The sequence below is a fragment of the Microbacterium sp. LEMMJ01 genome (genome assembly GCF_002114135.1).
Lineage (GTDB): Bacteria > Actinomycetota > Actinomycetes > Actinomycetales > Microbacteriaceae > Microbacterium.
In genome coordinates, this window is sequence record NZ_NCTV01000017.1 from 37,957 (window position 1) to 58,750 (window position 20,794).

Consider the following 20,794-nt stretch of genomic DNA (forward strand, 5'->3'; position numbering starts at 1 on the left):
TTGTGTTACGGCATTCGGCCTGGCTATAGTGTGGCATACCAGAGACCAAGCGTGTCTCTATCGAGTCAAGGAGGCCTCGTGTCCCGCACACGCACCCTCGCTGCCGGCGTCGCCGTCGCAGCGTTCACCGCACTGGCACTGTCCGGTTGCGCCACCACCGGAGGTGGCGGCGGGGACACGGGATCCACAGAGAAGCCGGCCATCGATGTCGGCGTCTCTCTGCAGGGCAAGACGATCTGTTTCGGGTTCTCGGGAAGCGAGACCGAGTTCTGGGCGGCAGGCATCGCTGCGATCTCAGACTCGCTCGAAGCCGCGGACGCCCGGGTGATCGAGCACAACTCGAACGAAGACCCGAACAAGCAGCTGGAGCAGATGAACGACTGCATCACCCAGGGAGTCGACGGGATCATCATCATCCCGGAGGACGGATCGAGCGCCGACACGATCATCGCCGAGGCGAACAAGGCCGACATCCCGATCGGCGTGTTCAACCGTCCGCCGGCATCCGAGGACGGCGCAGCCATCGTGGCCGTCGCCGACAACCGTGGCGTATCCGCGGCGACGATGGAGCACATGGTCACCGAGGCTGAGGCGCTCGGACTCGACCGGAAGATCCGCTCCATCATCATGGTCGGCAATCTGAGCGACCAGAACGCCGTCGAGCGCCGCAACGGCTTCTACGACGTCGTCGACGCGAACCCGGACCTCTTCGAGGAGCCGATCGAGGTGCAGACGAACTGGGACGCCGCGACCGGCCAGGCGAATCTCGAGGCCGCGATGCAGGCGAATCCCGAGATCGATCTGCTCTTCACCTCGTCTGACTTCCTTTACCCGCAGATCCGCTCCGTGCTGGAGCCGCTCGGTCTCTGGAAGGCCGCCGGCGAGGACGGGCACGTGATCATGGGCGGCATCGACGGTGACAACCGCGCCTGCAACCTGCTCAAGGATGGGTTCGTCGACGCCACCGGCGTGCAGGACCTCTTCACGGAGGCGGAATCCCTGCTGACCGCGCTCGCCGAAGCGATAGACGCCGGCGAGACCGACGCGGACGAGTTGCTGCTCGACCCCGGTTTCGCGCTCACCCAGGACAACGTCGAAGAGAAGGAGAAGGACACCTGGGGCTGCGTGATCACGCCCCCGAACTCCTGACCGTCCCCGGTGCGGCGCGTCCTCGGCGCGCCGCACCCCGACTCTGCCCGCCACCCGTCGGAGGAACCCACGTGTCCACCACCCAGAAGACCGCCCCGCCCGCCGCGGCGCCCGAGAGCGCGCGACGCGTCGACGGGCTCCATCGCTTCCTCGCCGGCGAGGGCTTTGTCCTCGCCCTGATCGTCGTTTACGTCCTCGCCGTCTCGCCTTTCGCGAACGGCCTGCTCACCGAGCGCAACGCCGTGAACGTGCTGTCCAATCTCTGGCCGCTCGCGATCATCGTCATCGGCCAATCCTTCGTGCTCATCCTCGGGGGTATCGATCTGTCCCAGACGGCCGTGATCAGCGTGGCGAACACCTTCGGCGCGCTGTTCATCGCCCAGGCGTTCGCGCCGGCTCTGTTCTCGGACACCGTGTTCTGGGGCAGCGTGATCGGGGAAGAGGGGGGAGCGCTCTCAGACGCGGGCCTCGGCGGCACCGTGCTCGCGATCGTGCTCACCGTCGCGGCCGGGTGCCTCATCGGCCTGTTGAACGGCTGCGCGGTCGCCGTGCTGCGCATGCCGCCCTTCATGGTCACCCTCGGCACGATGCTGCTCTTCGGCGCCGTGGCCATCTGGATGACCCGGAGCGAGAACGTGACCAGCCTTCCGCCCGAGTACCTCGCGATCGGCAGCACGCAGGGGGGCGGCGTCGCATCGTTCCTCACGCTCTCGATGGGGGTGGCGGTGGTCGTCGCGATCGGCGCGCACTACGTGCTCTCGCGAACCACCTACGGCGCCTGGCTCTATGCCGCGGGGACGAACCGGCGCACCGCAGTGGTGTCCGGCGTGCCGCACACCCGGATGGTGATCTCCGCCTACGTCATCAGCGCCGGTCTGGCGGCGCTGGGCAGCGTGCTCTACTCCTCTCGACTGGGGGCGGGCCGCCCGACGCTTGGCGACGACATGTTGCTCGATGTGATCGGCGCCGCCATCATCGGCGGAATCTCGTTGTTCGGCGGCAAGGGCAGCGTGCTCGGAGCGTTCCTCGGGGCGCTGTTCTTCGTGATCCTCAGCAACAGCCTCAACCTGATGAATCTGCCCTTCCACGTGGTGTGGGTCGTGAAGGGACTCGTGATCGTGGCGGCGGCGCTGCTCGACGTGGGCCGCAACCGTCTGATCGGAGGCCGGCGATGACCTCGACCCCCCGCCTGGAGCTGCGGGGCATCTCGCACGCCTTCTTCGGCATGCCGGTGAATTGCGACATCTCGCTGCGGGTCGAGCCCGGCGAGGTCCTCGGCCTCGTCGGCGAGAACGGAGCCGGGAAGTCGACGCTGATGAACATCGTCGGTGGTGTGCTGACACCCGACGAGGGTCGGATGCTGATCGACGGCGACCCCTATGCTCCGAAGTCCACCGGCGAGGCACGAGCGCGGGGCATCGCGCACGTGCACCAGGAGCTGAACCTCTTCTCGCAGCTCTCCGTCATCGACAACGTGTTCCTCACCGCGTACCCCCGACGCTGGGGCGTGTTCACGGACCGGCGGAAGGCGCGCCGCGACACCGCGGACGCCCTCGCCCAACTGGAGCTTCCCTTCTCGCCGTCCACCATCGTCGAGCAGCTGAGTCCCGGTCACCGCCAGATGCTCGAGATCGTGAAGGGCACTCTGGGAAGCCCTGGGCTCATCATCCTCGACGAGCCGACCACCTCGCTCACCAGCCGCGAGACACACCTGCTCTTCGCGCTCATCGAGCGCCTCACGGCTCAGGGAACCTCGTTCATCTACGTCTCCCACATTCTCGATGACGTCAAGAAGCTCTCAGACCGCATCGCCGTGATGCGCGACAGTGCCCTCATCGACGTGCGGGCCGAGGCCGACCTCCCCGTCCGGGAACTCATCACGCTGATGGTGGGCCGCCCGCTCGACAGTCTCTACCCCGACCGGGCAGGTCACACGCCCGCCGATGTCCAAGCAGCCCCGGCATTGCGTCTCGACGACGTATCGGCGACCGGGCTCGTCCACCGCGCAACGCTCACCGTGGATCGCGGCGAGGTCGTCGGCATCTTCGGACTCATGGGCGCGGGACGCACGGAGCTTGCACGCGTGATCGCGGGGCTCGACGCCGCCGACAGCGGCCGCATCGAGGTGGCGGGCACGGACGTGACGCGCCTGTCGCCCCGCGCGCGGATCGCGGCAGGGTTGGCCTTCGTCACCGAGGACCGCCGTGGCGAGGGGCTGCTCATGGAGTTCCCGGTGGTCGCGAACGCCGCGCTGCCGTCGCTGGCACGGTGGAGCGGGGGAGTGCTGGCGCCGCTGCGCCGCCGCTCCCTGCGTGCGCGCGTTCAGGCGGTGACCGAGGCCCTGCGTTTGAAGGCGACGGACCTGACGCGCTCGCCCGTGCAAGCCCTCTCGGGCGGGAATCAACAGAAGGTCGTGCTGGCCAAGTGGCTGCTCACCGAGCCGGAGCTGCTGATCCTCGACGAGCCGACCCGCGGCGTCGACGTCGGCGCGCAGTACGAGGTGTACCGCACGGCGCTGGAGCGTGCCGATGCCGGGACGGGCATCCTCGTCATCTCGTCCGAGCTGCCGGAGCTCCTCGGCATCGCGGACCGCATCGTCGTGATGCGCCTCGGCCGCATCGTCGCCGAATACCCGCGGGCGCAGTTCGATGCTCGCATCATCCTCGGCGCCGCGTTCGGCGAGCGACCCGACGAGGTCGCCGCGGGCGAGGCCGCATCCATCCAGATCCAGGGAGGCGTCTGACATGTCGCGCGTGAAGGACCTCGCACTCCAGAACGTCCCGGTGATCCTGCTGGTCGTCGTGTTCCTGGCTTTCGCCGCAGTGGACCCGCGCTTCCTGTCCGGGGACACCATCACCCTCATCCTGCGCCAGTCGGCGTATGTCGGGATCCTGGCCGTGGGCATGACGCTCGTGCTGATGACCGCCGGCATCGATCTGGCGGTCGGGTCGCTGCTGTACCTGACGGCCGTCGTCGTCGGTCAGATCGTGCACACCGTGGCGATGCCGATCTTCGCGGTCCCGATTCTCGCCGTGCTCATCGGAGCGATGTTCGGCGCCTTCAACGGCTTCGCGGTGTCGGTGCTGAAGATCATCCCGTTCATCGTCACCCTCGCCATGCTCACCGCCTTTCGAGGCCTCGGCTACGGAGTCTCCGACTCGCGCGAGGTTAACTATCCCGACGCGATCACCGCGCTGGGCGCGCAGTCGGTGCTCGGCATCCCCCTCCCCATCGCCGTGTTCGCACTCGTGGTCCTGCTCGCCCATGTGACGGTCACGCGCACGCCCTTCGGGCGGCAGCTCCTGGCGACGGGTGAGGACCGCCAGGCCGCAGCGCGCGCCGGCGTGCGCGTCGGGCGCATCCAGTTCGCCGTCTACGTCATCTCCGGCGCCCTAGTGGGGTTGGCGAGCTTCATCGCCGTGATCCAGCAGTTCTCCGGCACGGTCACCCCGGCGGCCGGGAAGGGTATAGAGTTCGACGCGATCGCCGCCGCCGTGCTGGGCGGCACGAGCCTGTTCGGTGGACGCGGCTCGGTGTTTCCCGGCACCGTGGTCGGGACGCTCCTCATCCAACTCGTCAACACCGGACTCGGGTTCATCCGCGTCGACCTGTACCTGACGCAGATGGTACAGGCCGGCATCATCCTGCTCGCCGTGCTGATCGACAGCCTCCGCACGGGGCGACTCGAGAAGCTGCGACGCACCGTCATCACCAGCGGGCGGCAGGACGATGATCCTCCGCCGAAACCCGCGGCACCGGCCCAGACGCAGGAGGCGGGGCGATGACGACACCGCTGCTCACCTTCTACGGCGATGACTTCACCGGCTCGGCGGACGTGATGGAGGCGCTCACGACCGCCGGCGTCCAGACAGTGCTGTTCCTCGAGACGCCGACCGCCGCGGACCTCGCGCGCTTCCCCGACGCCCAGGCGGTCGGGGTCGCCGGGATCGCCCGGACCATGACTCCCGAGCAGATGGACGCCGAGCTGCCGCCGATCCTCGAGGCCCTGCGCGCCGCAGGAGCGCCTCTCTTCCACTACAAGATCTGCTCGACGTTCGACTCCTCACCGACGATCGGCAGTATCGGCCGAGGACTGGACATCGCGCGCCGCACCTTCGACGCGGGCCTCGTTCCGATGGTCGTCGGAGCGCCTGTGCTGCGCCGCTACCAGGTGTTCGGAACCCTCTTCGCGACGGCGGACGGTGTGACGCATCGGCTCGATCGTCACCCGACGATGACGCGTCACCCCATCACACCGATGGATGAGGCCGAGCTGATCGCACACCTCCGACACCAGACTGCCGCGAGGGTCGCCCTCGTCGACCGCCTCACGCTCGCAGCCGGGCCCGACGCCGTCGACGCCCGCAGGGCTGCCGCCGCGGCCGACGGTGCCGACGCGCTGCTGTTCGACGTGCTGGACGAGAGCGACCTCGTGCAGATCGGCCGCGCGATCGACGCGATGATCCGGGACGCCGACCGTCCGGTCGTCGCGGTGGGGTCCAGTGGTGTGGAGTACGCGCTCGCCGAGTTCTGGGCGGAGCGGCGCGGCGCGCCGGCTTCGCCGTTCCGACCGCGGCATGGTGCGCGCGTGCAGACCCTCGCGGTCAGCGGGAGCCGCGCGCCGGCCAGCGACGCGCAGGTCGCTGACGCCCTGGCGCGAGGATTCGTCGGCGTGCCGGTCGATCCGGTCGCCGTCACAGCCGGGCCGGACGGGATCGCCGCGCTCATCGCCGCGGCACGACGTGCCCTGGAGACCGGCAGGGACGTGCTCCTGCACACACCGCCCCGAGACGAGCGGCCCATCGACCCGCACGGCCTGGGTCTCGCCCTCGGCGAGGTCACCGGTCAGGTCGTCCGGGGAAGCGGCGTGCGGCGACTGGTCGTAGCCGGCGGCGACACGTCCGGACTCGTCGCCCGCTCGCTCGGAATCCTCGCGCTTCAGATGATCGCCGAGGTCGCGCCCGGTTCCCCCCTGTGCCGCGCTACCGCGGACGATCCCGCCGTCGACGGTCTGGAGATCGCCCTGAAGGGCGGCCAGGTCGGCCGCCCGGACTACTTCACCACGGTGGCCAGCCTCGACGGCGCCGCATCTTCCACTCCCACTCCCAACCAGTAAGGAAAGACAATGACCTCGATCGCGATCGTCGGTGCCGGTGGCAAGATGGGCTTCCGCACCAGCGCGAACCTTCAGGAGACGGACTACGCCGTCTCGCACGTCGAGCCGAGCGAGCAGGGGCGAGCGCGCCTGACGACTCTCGGCATCGACGCGGTGGATGTCGCAGACGCTGTCCCGGGCGCCGACGTGGTGATCCTCACCGTGCCGGACAACCGGATCGGCCGCGTCTCGAAGGAGATCGTGCCGCAGATGCAGACCGGTGCCACCCTCGTGGTGCTCGACGCCGCCGCCCCCTATGCGGGGGAGATCGCTCTGCGCGACGATATCAGCGCCGTCGCTTGTCACCCGTGCCATCCGCCGGTCTTCAGCGACGAGGTCGAGGCCGAGGCGCAGCAGGATTACTTCGGCGGTGTGGCCGCCAAGCAGGACGTCGTCATCGCGCTGATCAGCGGAACCGACGCGGACTACGACCGCGCGGAGCCGGTGGTGCGCGCGATGTTTGCCCCGGTGCGCGACGCCTACCGCATCACCGTCGACAACATGGTCCTGCTGGAGCCGGTCCTCGCCGAGACCACCGCGGCCACGTGCGTGACGATCATCCGTGAGGCTACCGACGAGGCAATCTCCCGCGGCGTGCCCGCGGACGCCGCGTTCGCTTTCATCCTCGGCCACCTGCGCGTGGAGCTCGCGATCCTGTTCGACCAGATCGGATCGCCGTTCTCGGATGGGGCCATCAAGGCCATCGAGTCCGCGCGCGACATCCTGTTCCGGCCCGACTGGAAGCGCGTGTTCGACGAGGAGAACGTCCGCGCGTCGGTGGCGGAGATCGTGGCGGAATAGCGGCGTCGACAGGACGGGAATCGAGGCACGATGACACGGATGCTGCATGCCGGAGCCTGGACGCTCGAACTGGACGAGCAGGGCGTGCTGCGCCACATCCGGTTGGGCGATCGGGAAGTGCTGCGCGGCCTCGCCGGTGTGGTGCGCGATGCGGACTGGGGCACGGTGGAAGGTTCGGTGACGATCGAGCGGTGCGAGGTCGAGGAGGAGGGGTTCTCCGTGCTCTTCACATCCGAGCACCGCGGAGCGGGAGTCGACCTGGTCTGGGCCGGGACAGTCACCGGTCATCCGGACAGCACTGTCCGGATGACCTTCGACGGCCGTGTGCGCCGATCGACGCGCACCAACCGGATCGGGCTGGTAGCACTCCACGCCCTCGAGGGAGCCGATCGTCCCGTCGACGTCGTCCACGCCGACGGCACGGTCGAGTCGTCCCGGTTCCCCGATCTGGTCTCGCCGCACCAGCCGTTCCTCGATGTCGCGGCGTTCCGGCAGCGCACCCAGGACGGCGCGCAGATCGAGATTCTTTTCGAGGGAGACGTGTTCGAGACCGAGGACCAGCGCAACTGGTCGGACGCCTCGTTCAAGACCTACAGCCGTCCGCTCTCCCTGCCGTTCCCCTACACGCTGCAGGAGGGGGAGCTCGTCACCCAGTCGGTGACCCTCCGAGCGACGGGCGCGCTGCCATCGCGCGCCGGCAGCGCGCCGGCACCCGTCACCGTGCACGTCGACGACGCCCCCGCACCCTGGCCGCGCCTCGGCGTGGGCTGGGCGGCGCCGTACCCTGCTGCGGCCGACGCTATCGCCGCGCTGGGCCCGGCGTGGCTCCGCGTCGACCTGAACGTCGACGCGGACGGACGGGTTTCGGACGCACCCGCGTTGCACGCCGCAGCCGCGACCGGGCTGCCGCTCGAACTCGCCCTCACCGTCGCCGAGGATGCTCCGGCCGAGGCGCTCGCCGGGCTCTTCGCCACGGACCAGGTCGATCACGTCCTCGCGTACACGGAGGGTGTGCCGACCACCCTCGCGTCGACGCTCGACGCCGTGCGTTCCGCAGCCCCCGCGGGGACGCCGGTTCGCGGTGGGACCGACGGCAACCTCGCCGAGCTCAACCGCTTCCCGTCGGCGTCCGGCGGCGAGGGGGTCGTGCTATCGATCAACGCCCAGGTGCACGACGGTGCGGATCTCGCCGTCATGCAGACGACCGAGGCGTACCCGTCGATGATCTCGACCGCGCGAGGCCGCGGCAACACGGATCACGTCACCGTGTCGCCCGTCACCCTGCGGCCCCGGCGCAATCTCTACGCGACGGCGGAGGCATCTGCGCACCGTGTCGACGGCGTGGACCCCGCCTCGGTCGACCCCCGGCAGCACGAGCCCTTCGCGGCGGCATGGACCGTGGCGGTGCTCTCCGCGCTGTCCGCCGCCGGCGCCCGCGAGGTCACGCTGTTCGAGCACGCCGGTCCCCGCGGCATCCTCGATGCCGATGGCAGTAGCACACCCGTGACCGACGTGCTGACGCGAGCGTTCGCGGCCGACGTAGCCCTCCGCCTCACGAGCGACGATCCGGCAGCCGTCGCAGGGGTCGCCCTGCGACTCGACGCCGGCGTCACCATCGTCCTCGCGAACCTCACGGATCGACCCCGAGACGTCACCCTCACCGGAATCGTGTCCGCGACGTCGCGCACGATCGCCCCCTTCGACATCCTCCTCCTCACCGATGGGACATCATGAGCACCGACCGCATCCACGCCCACTACGTCATCGAGACCGGTGGCAGCCTCGAAAGCGCCGCTGCAGCGATGGCGGGGGAGCAGTCCACGGGGACGTTCGTCGCGTTGCCGGGCGAGACCCCCGAGCTGCACGCGCGTCACGCGGCGACCGTCGAGCGCATCACGCCGCTCGACGACGCCGTCGTTCCATCGCTGAGCGGTGCCGTCGCATCTGCCGACAGCCGCTATCGTCGCGCCGAGGTGGAACTGTCCTTCCCGCTGGAGAACGTGGGGACGGCGCTGCCGAACCTGCTGGCGACGGTCGCCGGGAATCTCTTCGAGCTGCAGCAGCTCAGCGGCATCCGTCTGGAGGCGCTGGACCTCCCGCCCGCGTTCGGGGCGGCGCACCCGGGCCCTCAGTTCGGCATCGAGGGAACCCGCCGGCTCGCCGGCGTTCAGGACCGCCCCATCATCGGCACCATCATCAAGCCCAGCGTGGGACTCACCCCCGATGAGACCGCAGCCCTGGCCGGTGACCTCGCCCGCGCCGGACTCGACTTCATCAAGGACGACGAGCTCATGGCGAACTCGCCGCACTCGCCATTCGACGAGCGGCTCAGCGCGGTCATGCACAGCCTGCAGGATGCGGCCGACGACACCGGTGCTCTGGCCATGTACGCGGTGAACGTCACCGACGAGCTCGACGAGATGCTGCGGCATGTCGACGCCGTCGCCGAGGCCGGCGGCACCTGCGTGATGGTCAGCGTGAACGCCGTCGGTCTCGGGGCGCTGCGGGCGGTTCGCGAGCGCAGCTCACTTCCGATCCACGCGCACCGCAACGGATGGGGCGCGATGACTCGGCACCCGCTCCTCGGCTACTCGTATGCCGTGTGGTCGCAGCTGTGGCGACTGGCGGGCGCCGACCAACTGCACGTGAACGGCCTGCGCAACAAGTTCTGGGAGCCGGACGCCTCGGTGCTGCGCTCGGCGCGGGCCTGCCTGCGGCCCGAGAACGGACACCCGGCGGTGATGCCGGTGTTCTCGTCGGCGCAGTCCGCCGACCAGGCCGCCGACACGTATGCCGCACTCGGAACGGTCGACCTGATGTACGTGTGCGGCGGGGGCATCATGGCCCATCCCGACGGGCCCGCTGCGGGCGCGACGAGCATCCGGCAGGCGTGGCGGGCCGCCGTCGACGGCGTACCCGCGTCCGAGTACGCGCAGACGCACGCGGAGCTCGCGGCCGCACTGAGTCTCTTCGCGCGCTGACCCGACGCCGCGGCACCGGCTCAGGCGCCGCGGAAGGCGCGGTACGCGCCGATGTACTCCGCGATGCCCTCGGAGAGGTCGGGGAACCGGAGGGCGTAGCCCAGCTCGTCGCGCAGGGCCGACACGTCCAGCACCCCGCGGTAGGCGCTCTCTACCGATACGTCGGTGCCCGCACCCGGCTCGAAACGTACGCGGAGGTCGGGCAGTTGACGACGGACGGTCTCGATGAGCTGCTCCTCGCTCACCAGCGAACGCCCGGTGGCGGCGAAGAAGACCCTCTGCGCGGTGTCCGGCCGCTCGAGCAAGCGAGAGACGACCCCTGCGACATCGGCGACGTGAGTGAAGTCGCGTGCCGGCATCCGCTGGGTCCCCAGGTCCACGTCGATGCCGTCGACACCGCCCTCGACGAGGGGCTTGAGTCCGATGGGCCATTGCATCCCGAACCCGTACACCGCGGAGGGCCGGACGATGCGCACGTTCATGCCGAAGCTCGCCGCGTACTCGAGGGTGAACACCTCAGCCGCGGCCTTCGACGCGCCGTAGAAGCCTCCGCCGGGTCCTTCCGTCTCGGTCACGAAAGGGTGGCGTACCGGGATCGGCTCCACCTGGACTGTCGGCAGCACGGCGATCGACGAAAGGTAAACGAAGTCCTGCACTCCGGTGTCCCGCGCGATCTCGAGCAGGCCGATGGTGGGCAGGACATTGCTCTCCAGCGCGCGCAGTGGTGCCGTGCGGAGCTCGACGACATCGACCACCGCGTCGACGTGCACGATTCCGTCCGGGCGGTGGCGTTCGCACACGCGACGTAGGCCGTCCTCGTCGTCGGCGGCGAGAACCTCGAGACGCAGCCGGTCGGTTTCGTGCCCGAGGAGGTGCCGGGTCTCAGGACGGAGCGGATGCCGGCTCACTCCGACCACGTCGTGACCGTCGTGGAGCAGCTCTCGCACCACATGACCGCCGATGAATCCCGTCGCTCCGGTGACGAGGACTCCGCTCATCGCCCCGCGTCCCGGGTGCCGGCGCGCACTTCGCGTCGATGTAGGCCGTGGGGATGGTCGGGTCCCGCCTCGGCGAGCGCGACTCCGTCGTCACGCAACGCCGTCCCCAGGAGGGTGAGTTCGAAGCGGTCGGTGAGCAGCGCCGTCGACGAAGTCATGCCCTCAGCATAGTGAGGCGGTGCACGGCGCCGGCGAGGCCGCTGCCGCTTCTCACGGCTGCGCGTCGGGAGCGCTTTTCGTCGTCGACGGCGGGTGTCGACGCTCTGATTCCGCTTGACGGATCTTTGCGAAGAAGTCTGCGAGAAGGTAGCGGGTGTCGACGCGCTCACAGACTCGGATGCGGCGATCTCCCGCCCCTGCGATCATCGAGCCATCCGGCGCGAAGCGGGGAGCGATGCGCTTTTTCCACACTGCGCCGAACGGATTGAGGATGACACCGATCGCCGGCGAGTCTCCCAGCGAGCGGAAGTCGACCGCGCGCCCCATGTTCGACGCATTCCATTCGAGCAGCTGGCGAACCAGGTAGGCGCCGACTTCGCCGTGCGGTCTGACTTTCGCATCGAGTTCGGCATAGCCCACCCCCACCAAGGTGTAGACGTTCATCGGCAGCTGCCAGAGGGTGACTCCGGACGCGAACACGACGTTCGCGGCGTTCACGTCGTTCGAGAGGTTGTACTCCGGCCAGTACACCGCTTCGATGTCGTCATAGGGCGGACCTCCGATCCACACCACGGTTATGTCTCGGTCAGCGATCGACGGCTCCAGGAGCAACGCGCTCGCCACATCGGTGAGGGGCCCCAGCACCGCGATGAAGAGGGGTGAGCTGTCGTCCGTGAGCGACTCCTCGATGATGAGTCGCGCGGCAGCGGAATCGATCGCGGTTCGCTCGTCGGGAAGGGCGGTGGGCGAGCCGTCCGCGATTCGAATCGCGTCGCTGGACGGCGTGAGTTTCAGCAGCAGATCGACCTCTCTGCGACTTTCGCCGAGTGAGTCCGGTGTGCGCGCATTGCCGAAGTGGGCCGGGAGGATGCCCCGTATGTCGAGCGTCGGCGACAGGAGCGCGTGCACGATCGCGAACTGATCATCTGCCTCGTTCTTCGCGTCCGTACTGATGAGAACACGCGTGCGGTTCGGTGTGGGTGTCATGTCATCGTGCTCCGCTCCGGTGCGCTGGATGGGCGATTCCCGCATCCATACTAGTCATTCAACCATCTTTATTAAGTGGTTGTAATTAGTTGGAGAACTTTGCTAGCTTTCCACTGGTCGATGAAGCAGCAACCACACTTCGACGACGATGTGCGAGAGGACGATGACGTTGAGTGCAACGGTTTCCGGGCTGAACTCGGTCCCCGCCGCTGTTGCGGCACAGGAAGAGGCTGCCCGGCTCAAGCCGCCGGCACCCGCGCGCAAGCGGGTATCCCGCTCGGGCATACGGGCCCCGTGGTGGTTCCTGGTCCCCGCTCTGGGGATCTACCTCTTCATCGTCGTCTGGCCGAGCATCACCGGCGCGATTTACTCGTTCACGGACTGGAACGGCCTCGCATCGGATTGGAGCTTCGTCGGCTTCGAGAACTTCGCCGAGGTGTTCAGCGATCGGCGCGCGGTCGCCGCGCTCGTCAACACCGTCGTGCTCGCGGCTGTCGTCATGGTCGTGCAGAACGTCATCGGGCTCGGGCTCGCGCTCGCCGTCAACAACACCATCAAGAGCCGTTCCATCCTCAAAGTGGTGTTCTTCGCGCCAGTCGTGCTCACCCCGCTCGTGGCCGGCTACATCTGGAGCTATCTGCTCGCCCCCGAGGGCGGCATCAACTCGGTGCTGTCGTCCGTTGGGCTGTCGGACCTCGCGCATGACTGGCTCGGCGACCCCAACACGGCCCTGTTCGCCATCTGCGGCGAGATCATCTGGCAGTTCTCGGGTTACTCGATGGTGATCTTCCTGGCCGGTCTTCAAGCCGTTCCCGAAGAAGTCCTGGAGGCGGCGACGATCGACGGGGCCGGCGTATGGCGCAGATTCTTCAGCGTGATACTTCCGCTTCTCAACGGCGCCATCGTCATCAACCTGATGCTGTCGCTGATCGGCGGACTCAAGCAGTTCGACCAGGTGATGGCGATGACCGGCGGGGGGCCGGGGACGGCCACCGAGACGATCTCCACGACGATCTACAAGAGCGCGTTCAGCACGGGGGAATATCCCGTGTCGATCGCGCTCGCCGTGGTGATGACCATCCTTATCGCGGTCCTCGCGTCGGTCCAGTTCCGGCTCACCTCGCGAAAGGCAGACTGACATGAACAGGTACACAAGACTGAGCTTCGTGCGCGAGGTCGCGCTCATCATCGTCGGAGTCCTCTTTCTCGTTCCGCTCTTCGCGCTCGTCAACGTCGCATTCAAGCCCTCGAATTCGCGCACCTCAGCACTTGAGCTCGACTTCCCGCCCAGCGTCGCGAACTTCGGTCTCGCGTGGGGGCAGGGGGCGCTCGGGGGAGCGCTGATCAACAGCTTCATCGTGGCCGTGTGCAGCGTCCTCGGCGTGGTCGTCATCGCGGCGTTCGCCTCTTATCCACTCGCTCGCATCACCCGCCGGTGGTCGCGGCTCACCTTCTACCTCTTCATCGGTGGACTGCTCATACCGACGCAGCTGGGACTCTTGCCGCTTTACGTCACCATGCGAGACCTCGGTCTCCTCGGCACTCTCGGCGCGCTGATCCTCATGAACATCGGCACCCAGCTTCCCTTCTCGATCTTCCTGTACACGACGTTCATGCGTGAGATGCCCCTGGACTACGAAGAAGCGGCGCTGTTGGACGGTTGCGGCCCCGTGCGCACGTTCGCCAGCGTCGTCTTCCCGCTCCTGCGAGCGGTGACGGGCACGGTCGTGATTCTCAACTCGGTCTCGGTGTGGAACGAGTTCTTCACACCGCTGCTGTACCTGTCCGGGAGCGGAAACACCACAGCTCCCGTCGCCATCTACAACTTCGTCGGCCAGTACGTGGCGCAGTGGCCGTTGGTTTTCGCCGGCCTCATCATCACCGTCCTGCCCATTCTCGTTCTGTACTTCATTTTGCAGAAGCACATCATCAAGGGCTTCGCAGGCGGCCTCAAGGGCTGATCAGACTTCTCACCCCGCACCCGAACCAGCTGCCTGCGATGCAGGAGCAGCGCACACAAAGGAGATACCAGTGGCATCACATTCACGAGGCCTCAGCGCCGCGAGCCTGGCCGGCATCGGCATCCTAACGATCGTCCTCGCCGGCTGCTCGACGTCAACGACCGGCGAGGGCGCCGGTGATGGGAACACCCTCACCTTCGCGAGCGGTCAGCAGGCGGCGGCGCAGGCGCTGATCGACGGATTCGAGGAAGCGAACCCGGAGTACACGATCAAGGCCGACTTCATCGAGCAGGATTCGGCATACATCCAACAGCTCCGCACGCAGCTTTCGGCGGGCACCGCCCCCGACGTGTTCAAGGTGTGGCCGAGCGGTGGCGACGCGATGGCGATCTGGCAGGTGGCCAAGGACGGCCTCGTCGCGCCGCTCGATGACGCCGAGTGGGCCTCTGACGTTCCCGAGAACCTCTTCGACGTATCGTCCCTCGATGGCACGCTGTACTCTCTGCCCGCCACGACCGGCGGGATCGGGGCCATCTACAACGACCAGGCACTCGAAGAGATCGGTGCGGTCGCACCCACGACCTGGAGCGAAGTGCTCGAGCTGTGCCACGCGGCGACATCGGCAGGCAAGGTCGCGTACGCACTGGGCAACAAAGACGCATGGACGGCGCAACTGCTGCCGTACGCGCTGACGGCAACGCTGGTCTACGGGCCGAACCCCAGCTTCACTGCTGACCAGGAAGCCGGTGAGGCGAGCTTCTCCGAATCCCGGTGGGTCGAAGCTCTTGAGAAGGTGCAGCAGATGCGGGATGCCGGGTGCTTCAACGAAGGCCCGAACGGAACGAGCTACGACGCGCAGATGACGCTCGTCGCTACGGGGGATGCCCTGGGAGCTGTACACGTGAGTCAGGCGGTGTCCGCGGCGATCCAGTACGCAGACGAGGCAACGACGTTCTCGCTTGCACCGATGCCGGCGACCGACGACCCGGCAGAGACATACGTCCCGGTAGCTGCGGGCATCAACTTCGCCATCAACGCCGAGGCGAAGAACCCGGAGCTGGCGGCGAAGTTCCTCGCATACGTCGCATCCCCGGAGGGTCAGGCTCTCTTCGCGGTCGCATCGAACAGCTCGCCTGCCCTTCCGGCGGACGGCTACGAGCCTGACGCGATCAACAAGACGCTGCTCGAGGCGCAGGAATCCGGCCGCGCCAGTGTCTATCCGGACCAGACGTGGCCGAACACGCAGGTCAAAGAGGAGTACCTGATCGCGATGCAGGAGCTCTTCAATGACGGCGTGCAGCCGGCTGAGCTGCTGCAGCGACTCGACGACGCTTTCAACAGCTGATTCGAGCTCATCGACCTGAGACCGGATGGTGCACGGGCGGTGCCTCTCGTCGTTCTCGCCGAGGGGCACCGCCGGCGGTGTCGGACTTTCGTGTGGGGGGAGTCGATATGAATCGATGTGCTGAGCGCCCGCTCGTGCGAGCGACGGTGGACGACATACCCCTGCTGTGTGCGCTTCCGGAGGAATCCAACGGCAGGCTCGCGCTCTGGATACCGTACTTCGGCGGCACCAAGGAGGACGGCGCCCGCACCCTTCGTCGTTTCGCGCAAGCAGGGTTCATCGGTGTGGGCATAGACCCCTGGCAGCACGGCGACCGGGCGACGAGCGAATCGCCCGGCGAGTTCTCCGCAGGGGTTTTCGCAGCATTCCGATCTCGGATGTGGCCGATCCTCGGGCGAACGACGCTTGACGCGATGCGCGTCATCGACTGGGCTGACGAACTGCACGGAGTGGGCTCACGCGGTGTCGTGGCGTGCGGCGTTTCGATGGGCGGCGATATCGCGATCTCGCTGGCCGGTGCGGATCGGAGAGTGGCCCGCGTCACCGCGATCGGTTCGTCTCCGGACTGGACCCGTCCCGGCATGGAGCACGTGGATCGTCGCGGGGTGATCATCGACCAGGGATCCCCCTCGTTCTCCGGGCAGTGGTTCTACGACAGGTTCGACCCCGTTTCTCATCTCGGCGCGTTCACCAGGGACCTCGAGCTGACTTTCGAGGTGGGGACAGCGGACACCCACGTGCCACCGGCTGGTGCCGCGGAGTTCCTCGAGCGACTCGAGGCGGAGCACCCGTGCGAATCACGACGCATCCGCATCATCCGACACCCTGGACTGGACCACACGGCTCTCGTGCAGAACGTCGGTATCAGAGAGCGAGCTCTGGACTGGCTCCTGGCACCTGAAGCGTGATCGATTGAACTCAAGCATCGCCTGCGCGATACGGGTGGACTGGGCCGGTCGACTCTCGGGCGATGAGCTGCGGAGTCGGGGCCGCGATGAGTGCAGGATCTGCTCCGTCGAGGATGCGCATGATGGCTTCGCCCGTCTTCTCTCCGAGCGTATGAACATCGCGGCTCACCGCCGTGAGCGGCGGCTTCGTGATGCGACACAAGACGGAGTCGTCGCAGGCGAGGATCGAGACGTCCTCCGGTACGCGAAGACCCATCGCGACGATCGCCTCGACGGCTCCGGCGGCCATCACGTCGTTGTCGAACATGATGCCCGTCGGCGGTGTGTCGGACCGCAGGAGCTGGCGCACCGCAGCCGCACCGCCCTCGCGTGAGAAGTCCGCAGCTGCGATCGCCGTGCTCGCCCCTGCAGCCGCGGCTGCGGTGATGAAGGCCGTGGTGCGATGCGTCGTGTGCGAGAAACCGACCGGTCCCGACACTCGGCCGAGTCGGGTGTGACCGAGCTGCACCAGGTGATCCACGGCCGATTGAACCACGGCGGCCTCGTCCGTCCACAACACCGAATGCTCCCCCGCGTCCTGCGGGTTGGCCAGCACGAGGACCGCGAACCCCAGTTCATCGACCAGGCTGAGCCGTGGGTCGTCGTCCACGAGGACGTCCACGAGCAACACCGCTCCCACCTTGCCGCTCTCGTGCCAGCGATGATATGCATCGAGCTCGGATTCCATATCGGGCACGACCTGCAGCAGGAACGGCCGGCTCTGCCTGGTCAGAGCATCCTCGACACCCGCCATGAAGTCGTTGTAGAAGGCCTCGATGCCGAGAGTACGGACAGGACGGCGCAAGACCAACCCGACCGCGCGCCCGTCCCACCCTTTTCCAACCGGATCCGTGTTCTGAGCCATGCTCAGCAATATTACGCATCCCGGAGGAGCGACGGTCGACTCCGGAGCGCGCAACCCGCGTAGATGCGAACGGCGGTCCGGCTCGCGCTGTCTGCTCGCGACAACCCCGGAGGATTAGTCGGCCAGATCTCGGACGAGGTCATCGCCCGCGGCGACCGGCCGCGGAGCGCGGAACTGCTCCCGCAGTGCCTTCGCGGTCTCCAGATGCGCTGGGTCCGTGATCGTCATCCCGCGCGCCCAAACCCGCGCATGCTTGGCGATCAGCCGCCCATCGACTCTGACTCTGACGCGGTCGAGATCCGCGGAGACATCGACGAGACGCCCGACTGCGCGAGGATCGGCGGAGTAGTCGTTCTGTGTCGACGCGGACGTAGTAGTCCCGCCGCAGCCGGACCCGGTTCCGCCAGCCCAGGTGCAACGGCAATATCGCGGCCCGGTCCGCGTCGATGCGCTGCGCCGACGACGCCTTCAGCGTGCGGACCGTGCGCGCGTTGGCGATCTGTAACCAGTCGGTGAACTGCTCGTTGAAGTCCGCAGGAGATGCGAACAAGCGTCCCGGCATGAACGACGTCTCGAACCAGCCGTTGCGGCGCTCGACGATCCCCTTGGACTCCGGATCCCGAGGAGGCAGCAGCACCAGCTTCGCTGCCAACGTCCCCATGAACGACGCGACACCTTCCGCCCGCCTGGGGCCCCGCCCGATCCCGGGCTCGTTGTCCCAGATGAATCGGCGCGGGACCGCACTGATCTGCTGCAACAGCTCCCAGGACCCCAGCAGCAGGTCCTCCGTCTTGCGGGTCGGAATCATCCGCCCGGCGATGAACCGCGAGTGCGCGGCCGTGATCACCAACACCGGCAACAGCTTCGCCGTCCTGTCCTCGAGCGGGATCTTCCTCGGCGGGAACCACAGATCACACTGCGCCGCATCTCCCGGCTCCCAGACCAACCGGTCCGCCGGATCGATGCGCCGCTGCTCGGGCCGCAACCCTTTCACATCGTCACGGAACCAGCGGATCGAGCCCGTCCACCCCACCCGCTCGGCCAGCACCGTCGCCGGCATCTCGGGCGTCTCCCGCAAAAGTTCCTTCACCCGCGCTTCGAACGGCGTGAGCGACGTCACCGTCGCCGTCCGCTCATACCTCGGCGGGGAATCCGACGCCAACGCGGCATACACCGTCGTCCGCGAGATCCCCAACCTCGTCGCGATCTGCGCCTTCGCCACACCCTCCCCGGCAAGCCGGCGAATCAGTGCCCAGTCCTCCAAAGTGATCACACTCCAATCGTCGAGTGTTCACTTTTCAAGCGGGGAGGTTCAAGTGATCGTTGCAACACTTCGTCCATTCTGGGAGTTGTGTTGTCGTCGATTCGTCGTGTGAAGAAGGGACCGGGGCGTCGTCCGCAGTCGGCCAAGCGTGAGCGGTTCATGAGACTGCGCGATCAGGGGTGGAGTATTGCGGCGGCTGCCCGGGAGGTCGGTGCTTCGCGGACCGCTGGGCACAATTGGGCCCGCGGCTACAAGACCTATCGCGACGGTGCGGTCGTCGGGTTCGTCCCGGCGCTGGATCGGCGCGAGGCCCGTCAGATCAGCCCCCGGTTCTTGTCAGAGGATGACCGTGTCCGCATCGCCGATCTGCAGCACACGGGTGCGAGCGCGCGGGAGATCGCGACTGCGTTGGGGAGGGCCCCGTCGACGATCTCACGCGAGCTGGCCCGAAACACGACCTCGCAGGGCGAGTATCGCCCCTTCGAGGCGCAACGCTTGTCCGCGAAGCGCCTGGGCCGCGACCATATTCGTCGTGTCGATCGCGATGCGCGATTGTGGGCTGTGATCGACGAGAAGCTGCAGTCCCGGTGGAGTCCGCAGCAGATCAGCCGGCATCTCGAGGAGACGTTCCCCGACGACACCGCGATGCGGTTGAGTCACGAGAGCATCTACCAGGCCGTCTACCGGCCAGGGTCGACACTGATGCGGCCGTCCACGCTTGCCCCGCACTCGCCATCGCCGTTGCGGACCGGTCGCGATCATCGCAAGGCGCAGCAGCGCACAGATAGACGCAGGCCACGGTTCGAGCAGCCTATGCTCACCATCCACCACCGGTCCTTCGACCCGAGCGATCGATCGGAAGCGGGGCATTGGGAGGGAGACCTCATCATCGGGAAGGACCAGGGTTCAGCGATAGGCACGCTGGTGGAGCGGCAGACCCGCTCGACGCTGCTCCTCCACCTCCCACAGCGCGACAGCGAAGCTCTCCACGACGCGCTGGCCATCACGATGGCAGGCCTCCCACCGGGGCTGGTGAGGTCGATCACCTGGGACCAGGGCACGGAGATGGCTCGACATCTCAAGATCACCAAGACGCTCGGCGCGCCCGTTTTCTTCTGCGATTCGCACTCGCCCTGGCAGCGCGGAACGAATGAGAACACAAATGGGCTGCTCCGGATTACTTTCCCAAGGGCACCGATCTGAGCGCGCACTCGATCGAGCACCTGCGCGCCGTCCAAGACGAGCTCAACCACAGACCCCGCGCTGTGCTCGACGGTCGCTCGCCCGCGCAGCTCTTCGCCGCCCTGATAGCCTCAGAAAATCCATCAGTGTTGCGACGATGAGTTGAATCCGCCGCGCCGCTACTGTCCAGTTTTCGAGCGTCGCTGGCAAGGGCTCCGCAGACGCGAGCGTGCTCCATTAGCTGAGTCTTGAGAAGCGATACCGCGGCCAACCAAAAGTGCTAAAGAAAGTGCTACGCAATTTGTAGGTCGGGGTATCGCGGTGGAGTTACCCACAGGTCACATGTCGTAGATCGTTGATTTTATGCGGCAGAACGCGCTACTGAGATTCGCGGCGCGAGCGGGTCGAGGTCAGTTCAAGTCCCCCCTCGCGCACAGCGAGATATTCATGAAAGAGTCGGTCAGAGTCTGACCGGCTCTTTCTGTTTCCCCGCGAACGCTTATCGAACGGTCTGCCGCATGAGCCCCTGGATGCACACCGTCGGACTCGTCCTCGTCCGCATCGTCTTCCCCGGTGCCCTGGCTCTGACCGCGTTGCTGCTCATCTGGTACGGCTTCGGCGTTCTGGACGAGACCCCCGGGTTCGCCTGGGTGATGATCGCGACGGGGGCCGCAGGGTTCCTTCTCTCCCTTCTGCTGCTCTGGCGACTCAACAATGCCCGCGGTCGCGAGGATTACCGGTGGTACGTCGTGCCGGAGGACGAGGCGGAGGAGGCCGTCCCGCCGGAGCCGCTCTCGGCCGAGGAGAGGGAGCGCCTCACTCGCGAGCTGGAAGAAGTGAACCGTCGGTGGCGGGAGGCGCTGGAGGCCGGTTTCCTCTCCGGTGGCTCGCTCGCCGCCCACGAGATCCGCGCGGAACTCGAGGAGCGCGCGACGGCTCTGCGCTGTCGACTCGAGGCGCCTTCCCCTCCCGGACAGTGACGAAAGTCCTCATCCTGTAG

The 20,794-nt window shown here is 67.3% G+C and carries 17 protein-coding genes and 3 pseudogenes; 14 read left to right on the plus strand and 6 right to left on the minus strand.

The window, feature by feature from the left end:
* The first annotated feature begins 78 nt into the window (after positions 1–78).
* The 8 genes from B7W94_RS02630 to B7W94_RS02665 all read left to right on the plus strand — a co-directional run bounded on the left by B7W94_RS02630 (position 79) and on the right by B7W94_RS02665 (position 10,086).
* Complete coding sequence (locus B7W94_RS02630) at positions 79–1,149, plus strand: sugar ABC transporter substrate-binding protein (RefSeq protein ID WP_197426478.1); 1,071 nt, start codon at positions 79–81, stop codon at positions 1,147–1,149.
* A gap of 71 nt (positions 1,150–1,220) precedes the next feature.
* Complete coding sequence (locus tag B7W94_RS02635) at positions 1,221–2,324, plus strand: ABC transporter permease (protein WP_085604168.1); 1,104 nt, start codon at positions 1,221–1,223, stop codon at positions 2,322–2,324.
* Entirely contained in the window at positions 2,321–3,892 is a 1,572-nt protein-coding gene (locus B7W94_RS02640) for a sugar ABC transporter ATP-binding protein (RefSeq protein ID WP_062765992.1), read from the plus strand. Before B7W94_RS02635 ends, B7W94_RS02640 begins: the two co-directional genes overlap by 4 nt.
* 1 nt (position 3,893) lies before the next feature.
* The gene (locus tag B7W94_RS02645; RefSeq protein ID WP_062765995.1) at positions 3,894–4,934 is read left to right on the plus strand and encodes an ABC transporter permease; all 1,041 of its coding nucleotides are present in this window, start codon (positions 3,894–3,896) and stop codon (positions 4,932–4,934) included.
* Positions 4,931–6,265, plus strand: coding sequence for a four-carbon acid sugar kinase family protein (locus tag B7W94_RS02650; protein WP_062765998.1), 1,335 nt, complete (start codon positions 4,931–4,933; stop codon positions 6,263–6,265). Before B7W94_RS02645 ends, B7W94_RS02650 begins: the two co-directional genes overlap by 4 nt.
* A 9-nt stretch (positions 6,266–6,274) precedes the next feature.
* Positions 6,275–7,105, plus strand: coding sequence for a phosphogluconate dehydrogenase C-terminal domain-containing protein (locus tag B7W94_RS02655; RefSeq protein WP_062766001.1), 831 nt, complete (start codon positions 6,275–6,277; stop codon positions 7,103–7,105).
* A gap of 39 nt (positions 7,106–7,144) precedes the next feature.
* Positions 7,145–8,839 (plus strand): hypothetical protein, encoded by a 1,695-nt coding sequence (locus B7W94_RS02660; protein ID WP_062766005.1) that lies wholly within the window; start codon positions 7,145–7,147, stop codon positions 8,837–8,839.
* A complete protein-coding gene (locus B7W94_RS02665) occupies positions 8,836–10,086 on the plus strand; it encodes a ribulose-bisphosphate carboxylase large subunit family protein (protein WP_062766009.1) in 1,251 nt (416 codons plus the stop codon). The genes B7W94_RS02660 and B7W94_RS02665 overlap by 4 nt, the downstream gene beginning before the upstream one ends.
* A gap of 20 nt (positions 10,087–10,106) precedes the next feature.
* Here the strand turns inward: B7W94_RS02665 and B7W94_RS02670 are convergent, their stop codons facing one another.
* The 3 genes from B7W94_RS02670 to B7W94_RS02675 are packed head-to-tail and all read right to left on the minus strand — an operon-like array spanning position 10,107 to position 12,230.
* Positions 10,107–11,084 (minus strand): NAD-dependent epimerase/dehydratase family protein, encoded by a 978-nt coding sequence (locus B7W94_RS02670; RefSeq protein ID WP_062766012.1) that lies wholly within the window; start codon positions 11,082–11,084, stop codon positions 10,107–10,109.
* Entirely contained in the window at positions 11,081–11,242 is a 162-nt protein-coding gene (locus B7W94_RS18045) for a hypothetical protein (RefSeq protein WP_157544405.1), read from the minus strand. Before B7W94_RS18045 ends, B7W94_RS02670 begins: the two co-directional genes overlap by 4 nt.
* Positions 11,243–11,294: 52 nt before the next feature.
* Complete coding sequence (locus tag B7W94_RS02675) at positions 11,295–12,230, minus strand: nucleoside hydrolase (RefSeq protein ID WP_082758519.1); 936 nt, start codon at positions 12,228–12,230, stop codon at positions 11,295–11,297.
* Between the two features lie 163 nt (positions 12,231–12,393).
* Here B7W94_RS02675 and B7W94_RS02680 point away from each other — a divergent pair, with 163 nt between their 5' ends.
* The 4 genes from B7W94_RS02680 to B7W94_RS02695 all read left to right on the plus strand — a co-directional run bounded on the left by B7W94_RS02680 (position 12,394) and on the right by B7W94_RS02695 (position 16,444).
* Complete coding sequence (locus tag B7W94_RS02680) at positions 12,394–13,368, plus strand: carbohydrate ABC transporter permease (RefSeq protein WP_062766015.1); 975 nt, start codon at positions 12,394–12,396, stop codon at positions 13,366–13,368.
* A gap of 1 nt (position 13,369) precedes the next feature.
* Positions 13,370–14,191: a carbohydrate ABC transporter permease gene (locus B7W94_RS02685; protein ID WP_062766018.1), complete on the plus strand. Its 822-nt coding sequence runs from the start codon at positions 13,370–13,372 to the stop codon at positions 14,189–14,191.
* A gap of 70 nt (positions 14,192–14,261) precedes the next feature.
* Entirely contained in the window at positions 14,262–15,536 is a 1,275-nt protein-coding gene (locus B7W94_RS02690) for an ABC transporter substrate-binding protein (RefSeq protein ID WP_062766022.1), read from the plus strand.
* 134 nt (positions 15,537–15,670) lie between these two features.
* The gene (locus B7W94_RS02695) at positions 15,671–16,444 is read left to right on the plus strand and encodes an alpha/beta hydrolase family protein (RefSeq protein ID WP_062766025.1); all 774 of its coding nucleotides are present in this window, start codon (positions 15,671–15,673) and stop codon (positions 16,442–16,444) included.
* A 10-nt stretch (positions 16,445–16,454) separates the two neighbouring features.
* On the opposite strand, the gene B7W94_RS02700 is transcribed toward B7W94_RS02695, so the two are convergent.
* From B7W94_RS02700 to istA, 3 genes and pseudogenes are all read right to left on the minus strand, one after another.
* The gene (locus B7W94_RS02700) at positions 16,455–17,348 is read right to left on the minus strand and encodes a substrate-binding domain-containing protein (RefSeq protein ID WP_082758478.1); all 894 of its coding nucleotides are present in this window, start codon (positions 17,346–17,348) and stop codon (positions 16,455–16,457) included.
* Positions 17,349–17,462: 114 nt separating this feature from the next.
* Positions 17,463–17,645, minus strand: a pseudogene (locus B7W94_RS18575) (Mu transposase domain-containing protein); the annotation flags it as partial.
* 178 nt (positions 17,646–17,823) lie between these two features.
* A pseudogene (istA, locus tag B7W94_RS02705) lies at positions 17,824–18,621 on the minus strand (IS21 family transposase); the annotation flags it as partial.
* A 99-nt stretch (positions 18,622–18,720) separates the two neighbouring features.
* Between istA and B7W94_RS02710 the strand changes: the two are divergent.
* Positions 18,721–19,955, plus strand: a pseudogene (locus B7W94_RS02710) (IS30 family transposase).
* A gap of 357 nt (positions 19,956–20,312) precedes the next feature.
* The gene (locus B7W94_RS02715) at positions 20,313–20,774 is read left to right on the plus strand and encodes a hypothetical protein (RefSeq protein WP_085604171.1); all 462 of its coding nucleotides are present in this window, start codon (positions 20,313–20,315) and stop codon (positions 20,772–20,774) included.
* The last annotated feature ends 20 nt before the right edge of the window (positions 20,775–20,794 follow it).

Bases quoted from the DNA above. Each gene is read 5' to 3' on its own strand.
- B7W94_RS02640 (WP_062765992.1), top strand. From the start codon at position 2,321: ATGACCTCGACCCCCCGCCTGGAGCTGCGGGGCATCTCGCACGCCTTC.
- B7W94_RS02645 (WP_062765995.1), top strand. From the start codon at position 3,894: ATGTCGCGCGTGAAGGACCTCGCACTCCAGAACGTCCCGGTGATCCTG.
- B7W94_RS02650 (WP_062765998.1), top strand. From the start codon at position 4,931: ATGACGACACCGCTGCTCACCTTCTACGGCGATGACTTCACCGGCTCG.
- B7W94_RS02655 (WP_062766001.1), top strand. From the start codon at position 6,275: ATGACCTCGATCGCGATCGTCGGTGCCGGTGGCAAGATGGGCTTCCGC.
- B7W94_RS02660 (WP_062766005.1), top strand. From the start codon at position 7,145: ATGCTGCATGCCGGAGCCTGGACGCTCGAACTGGACGAGCAGGGCGTG.
- B7W94_RS02665 (WP_062766009.1), top strand. From the start codon at position 8,836: ATGAGCACCGACCGCATCCACGCCCACTACGTCATCGAGACCGGTGGC.
- B7W94_RS02670 (WP_062766012.1), bottom strand. From the start codon at position 11,084: ATGAGCGGAGTCCTCGTCACCGGAGCGACGGGATTCATCGGCGGTCAT.
- B7W94_RS18045 (WP_157544405.1), bottom strand. From the start codon at position 11,242: ATGACTTCGTCGACGGCGCTGCTCACCGACCGCTTCGAACTCACCCTC.
- B7W94_RS02675 (WP_082758519.1), bottom strand. From the start codon at position 12,230: ATGACACCCACACCGAACCGCACGCGTGTTCTCATCAGTACGGACGCG.
- B7W94_RS02680 (WP_062766015.1), top strand. From the start codon at position 12,394: ATGACGTTGAGTGCAACGGTTTCCGGGCTGAACTCGGTCCCCGCCGCT.
- B7W94_RS02685 (WP_062766018.1), top strand. From the start codon at position 13,370: ATGAACAGGTACACAAGACTGAGCTTCGTGCGCGAGGTCGCGCTCATC.
- B7W94_RS02700 (WP_082758478.1), bottom strand. From the start codon at position 17,348: ATGGCTCAGAACACGGATCCGGTTGGAAAAGGGTGGGACGGGCGCGCG.
- B7W94_RS02715 (WP_085604171.1), top strand. From the start codon at position 20,313: ATGAGCCCCTGGATGCACACCGTCGGACTCGTCCTCGTCCGCATCGTC.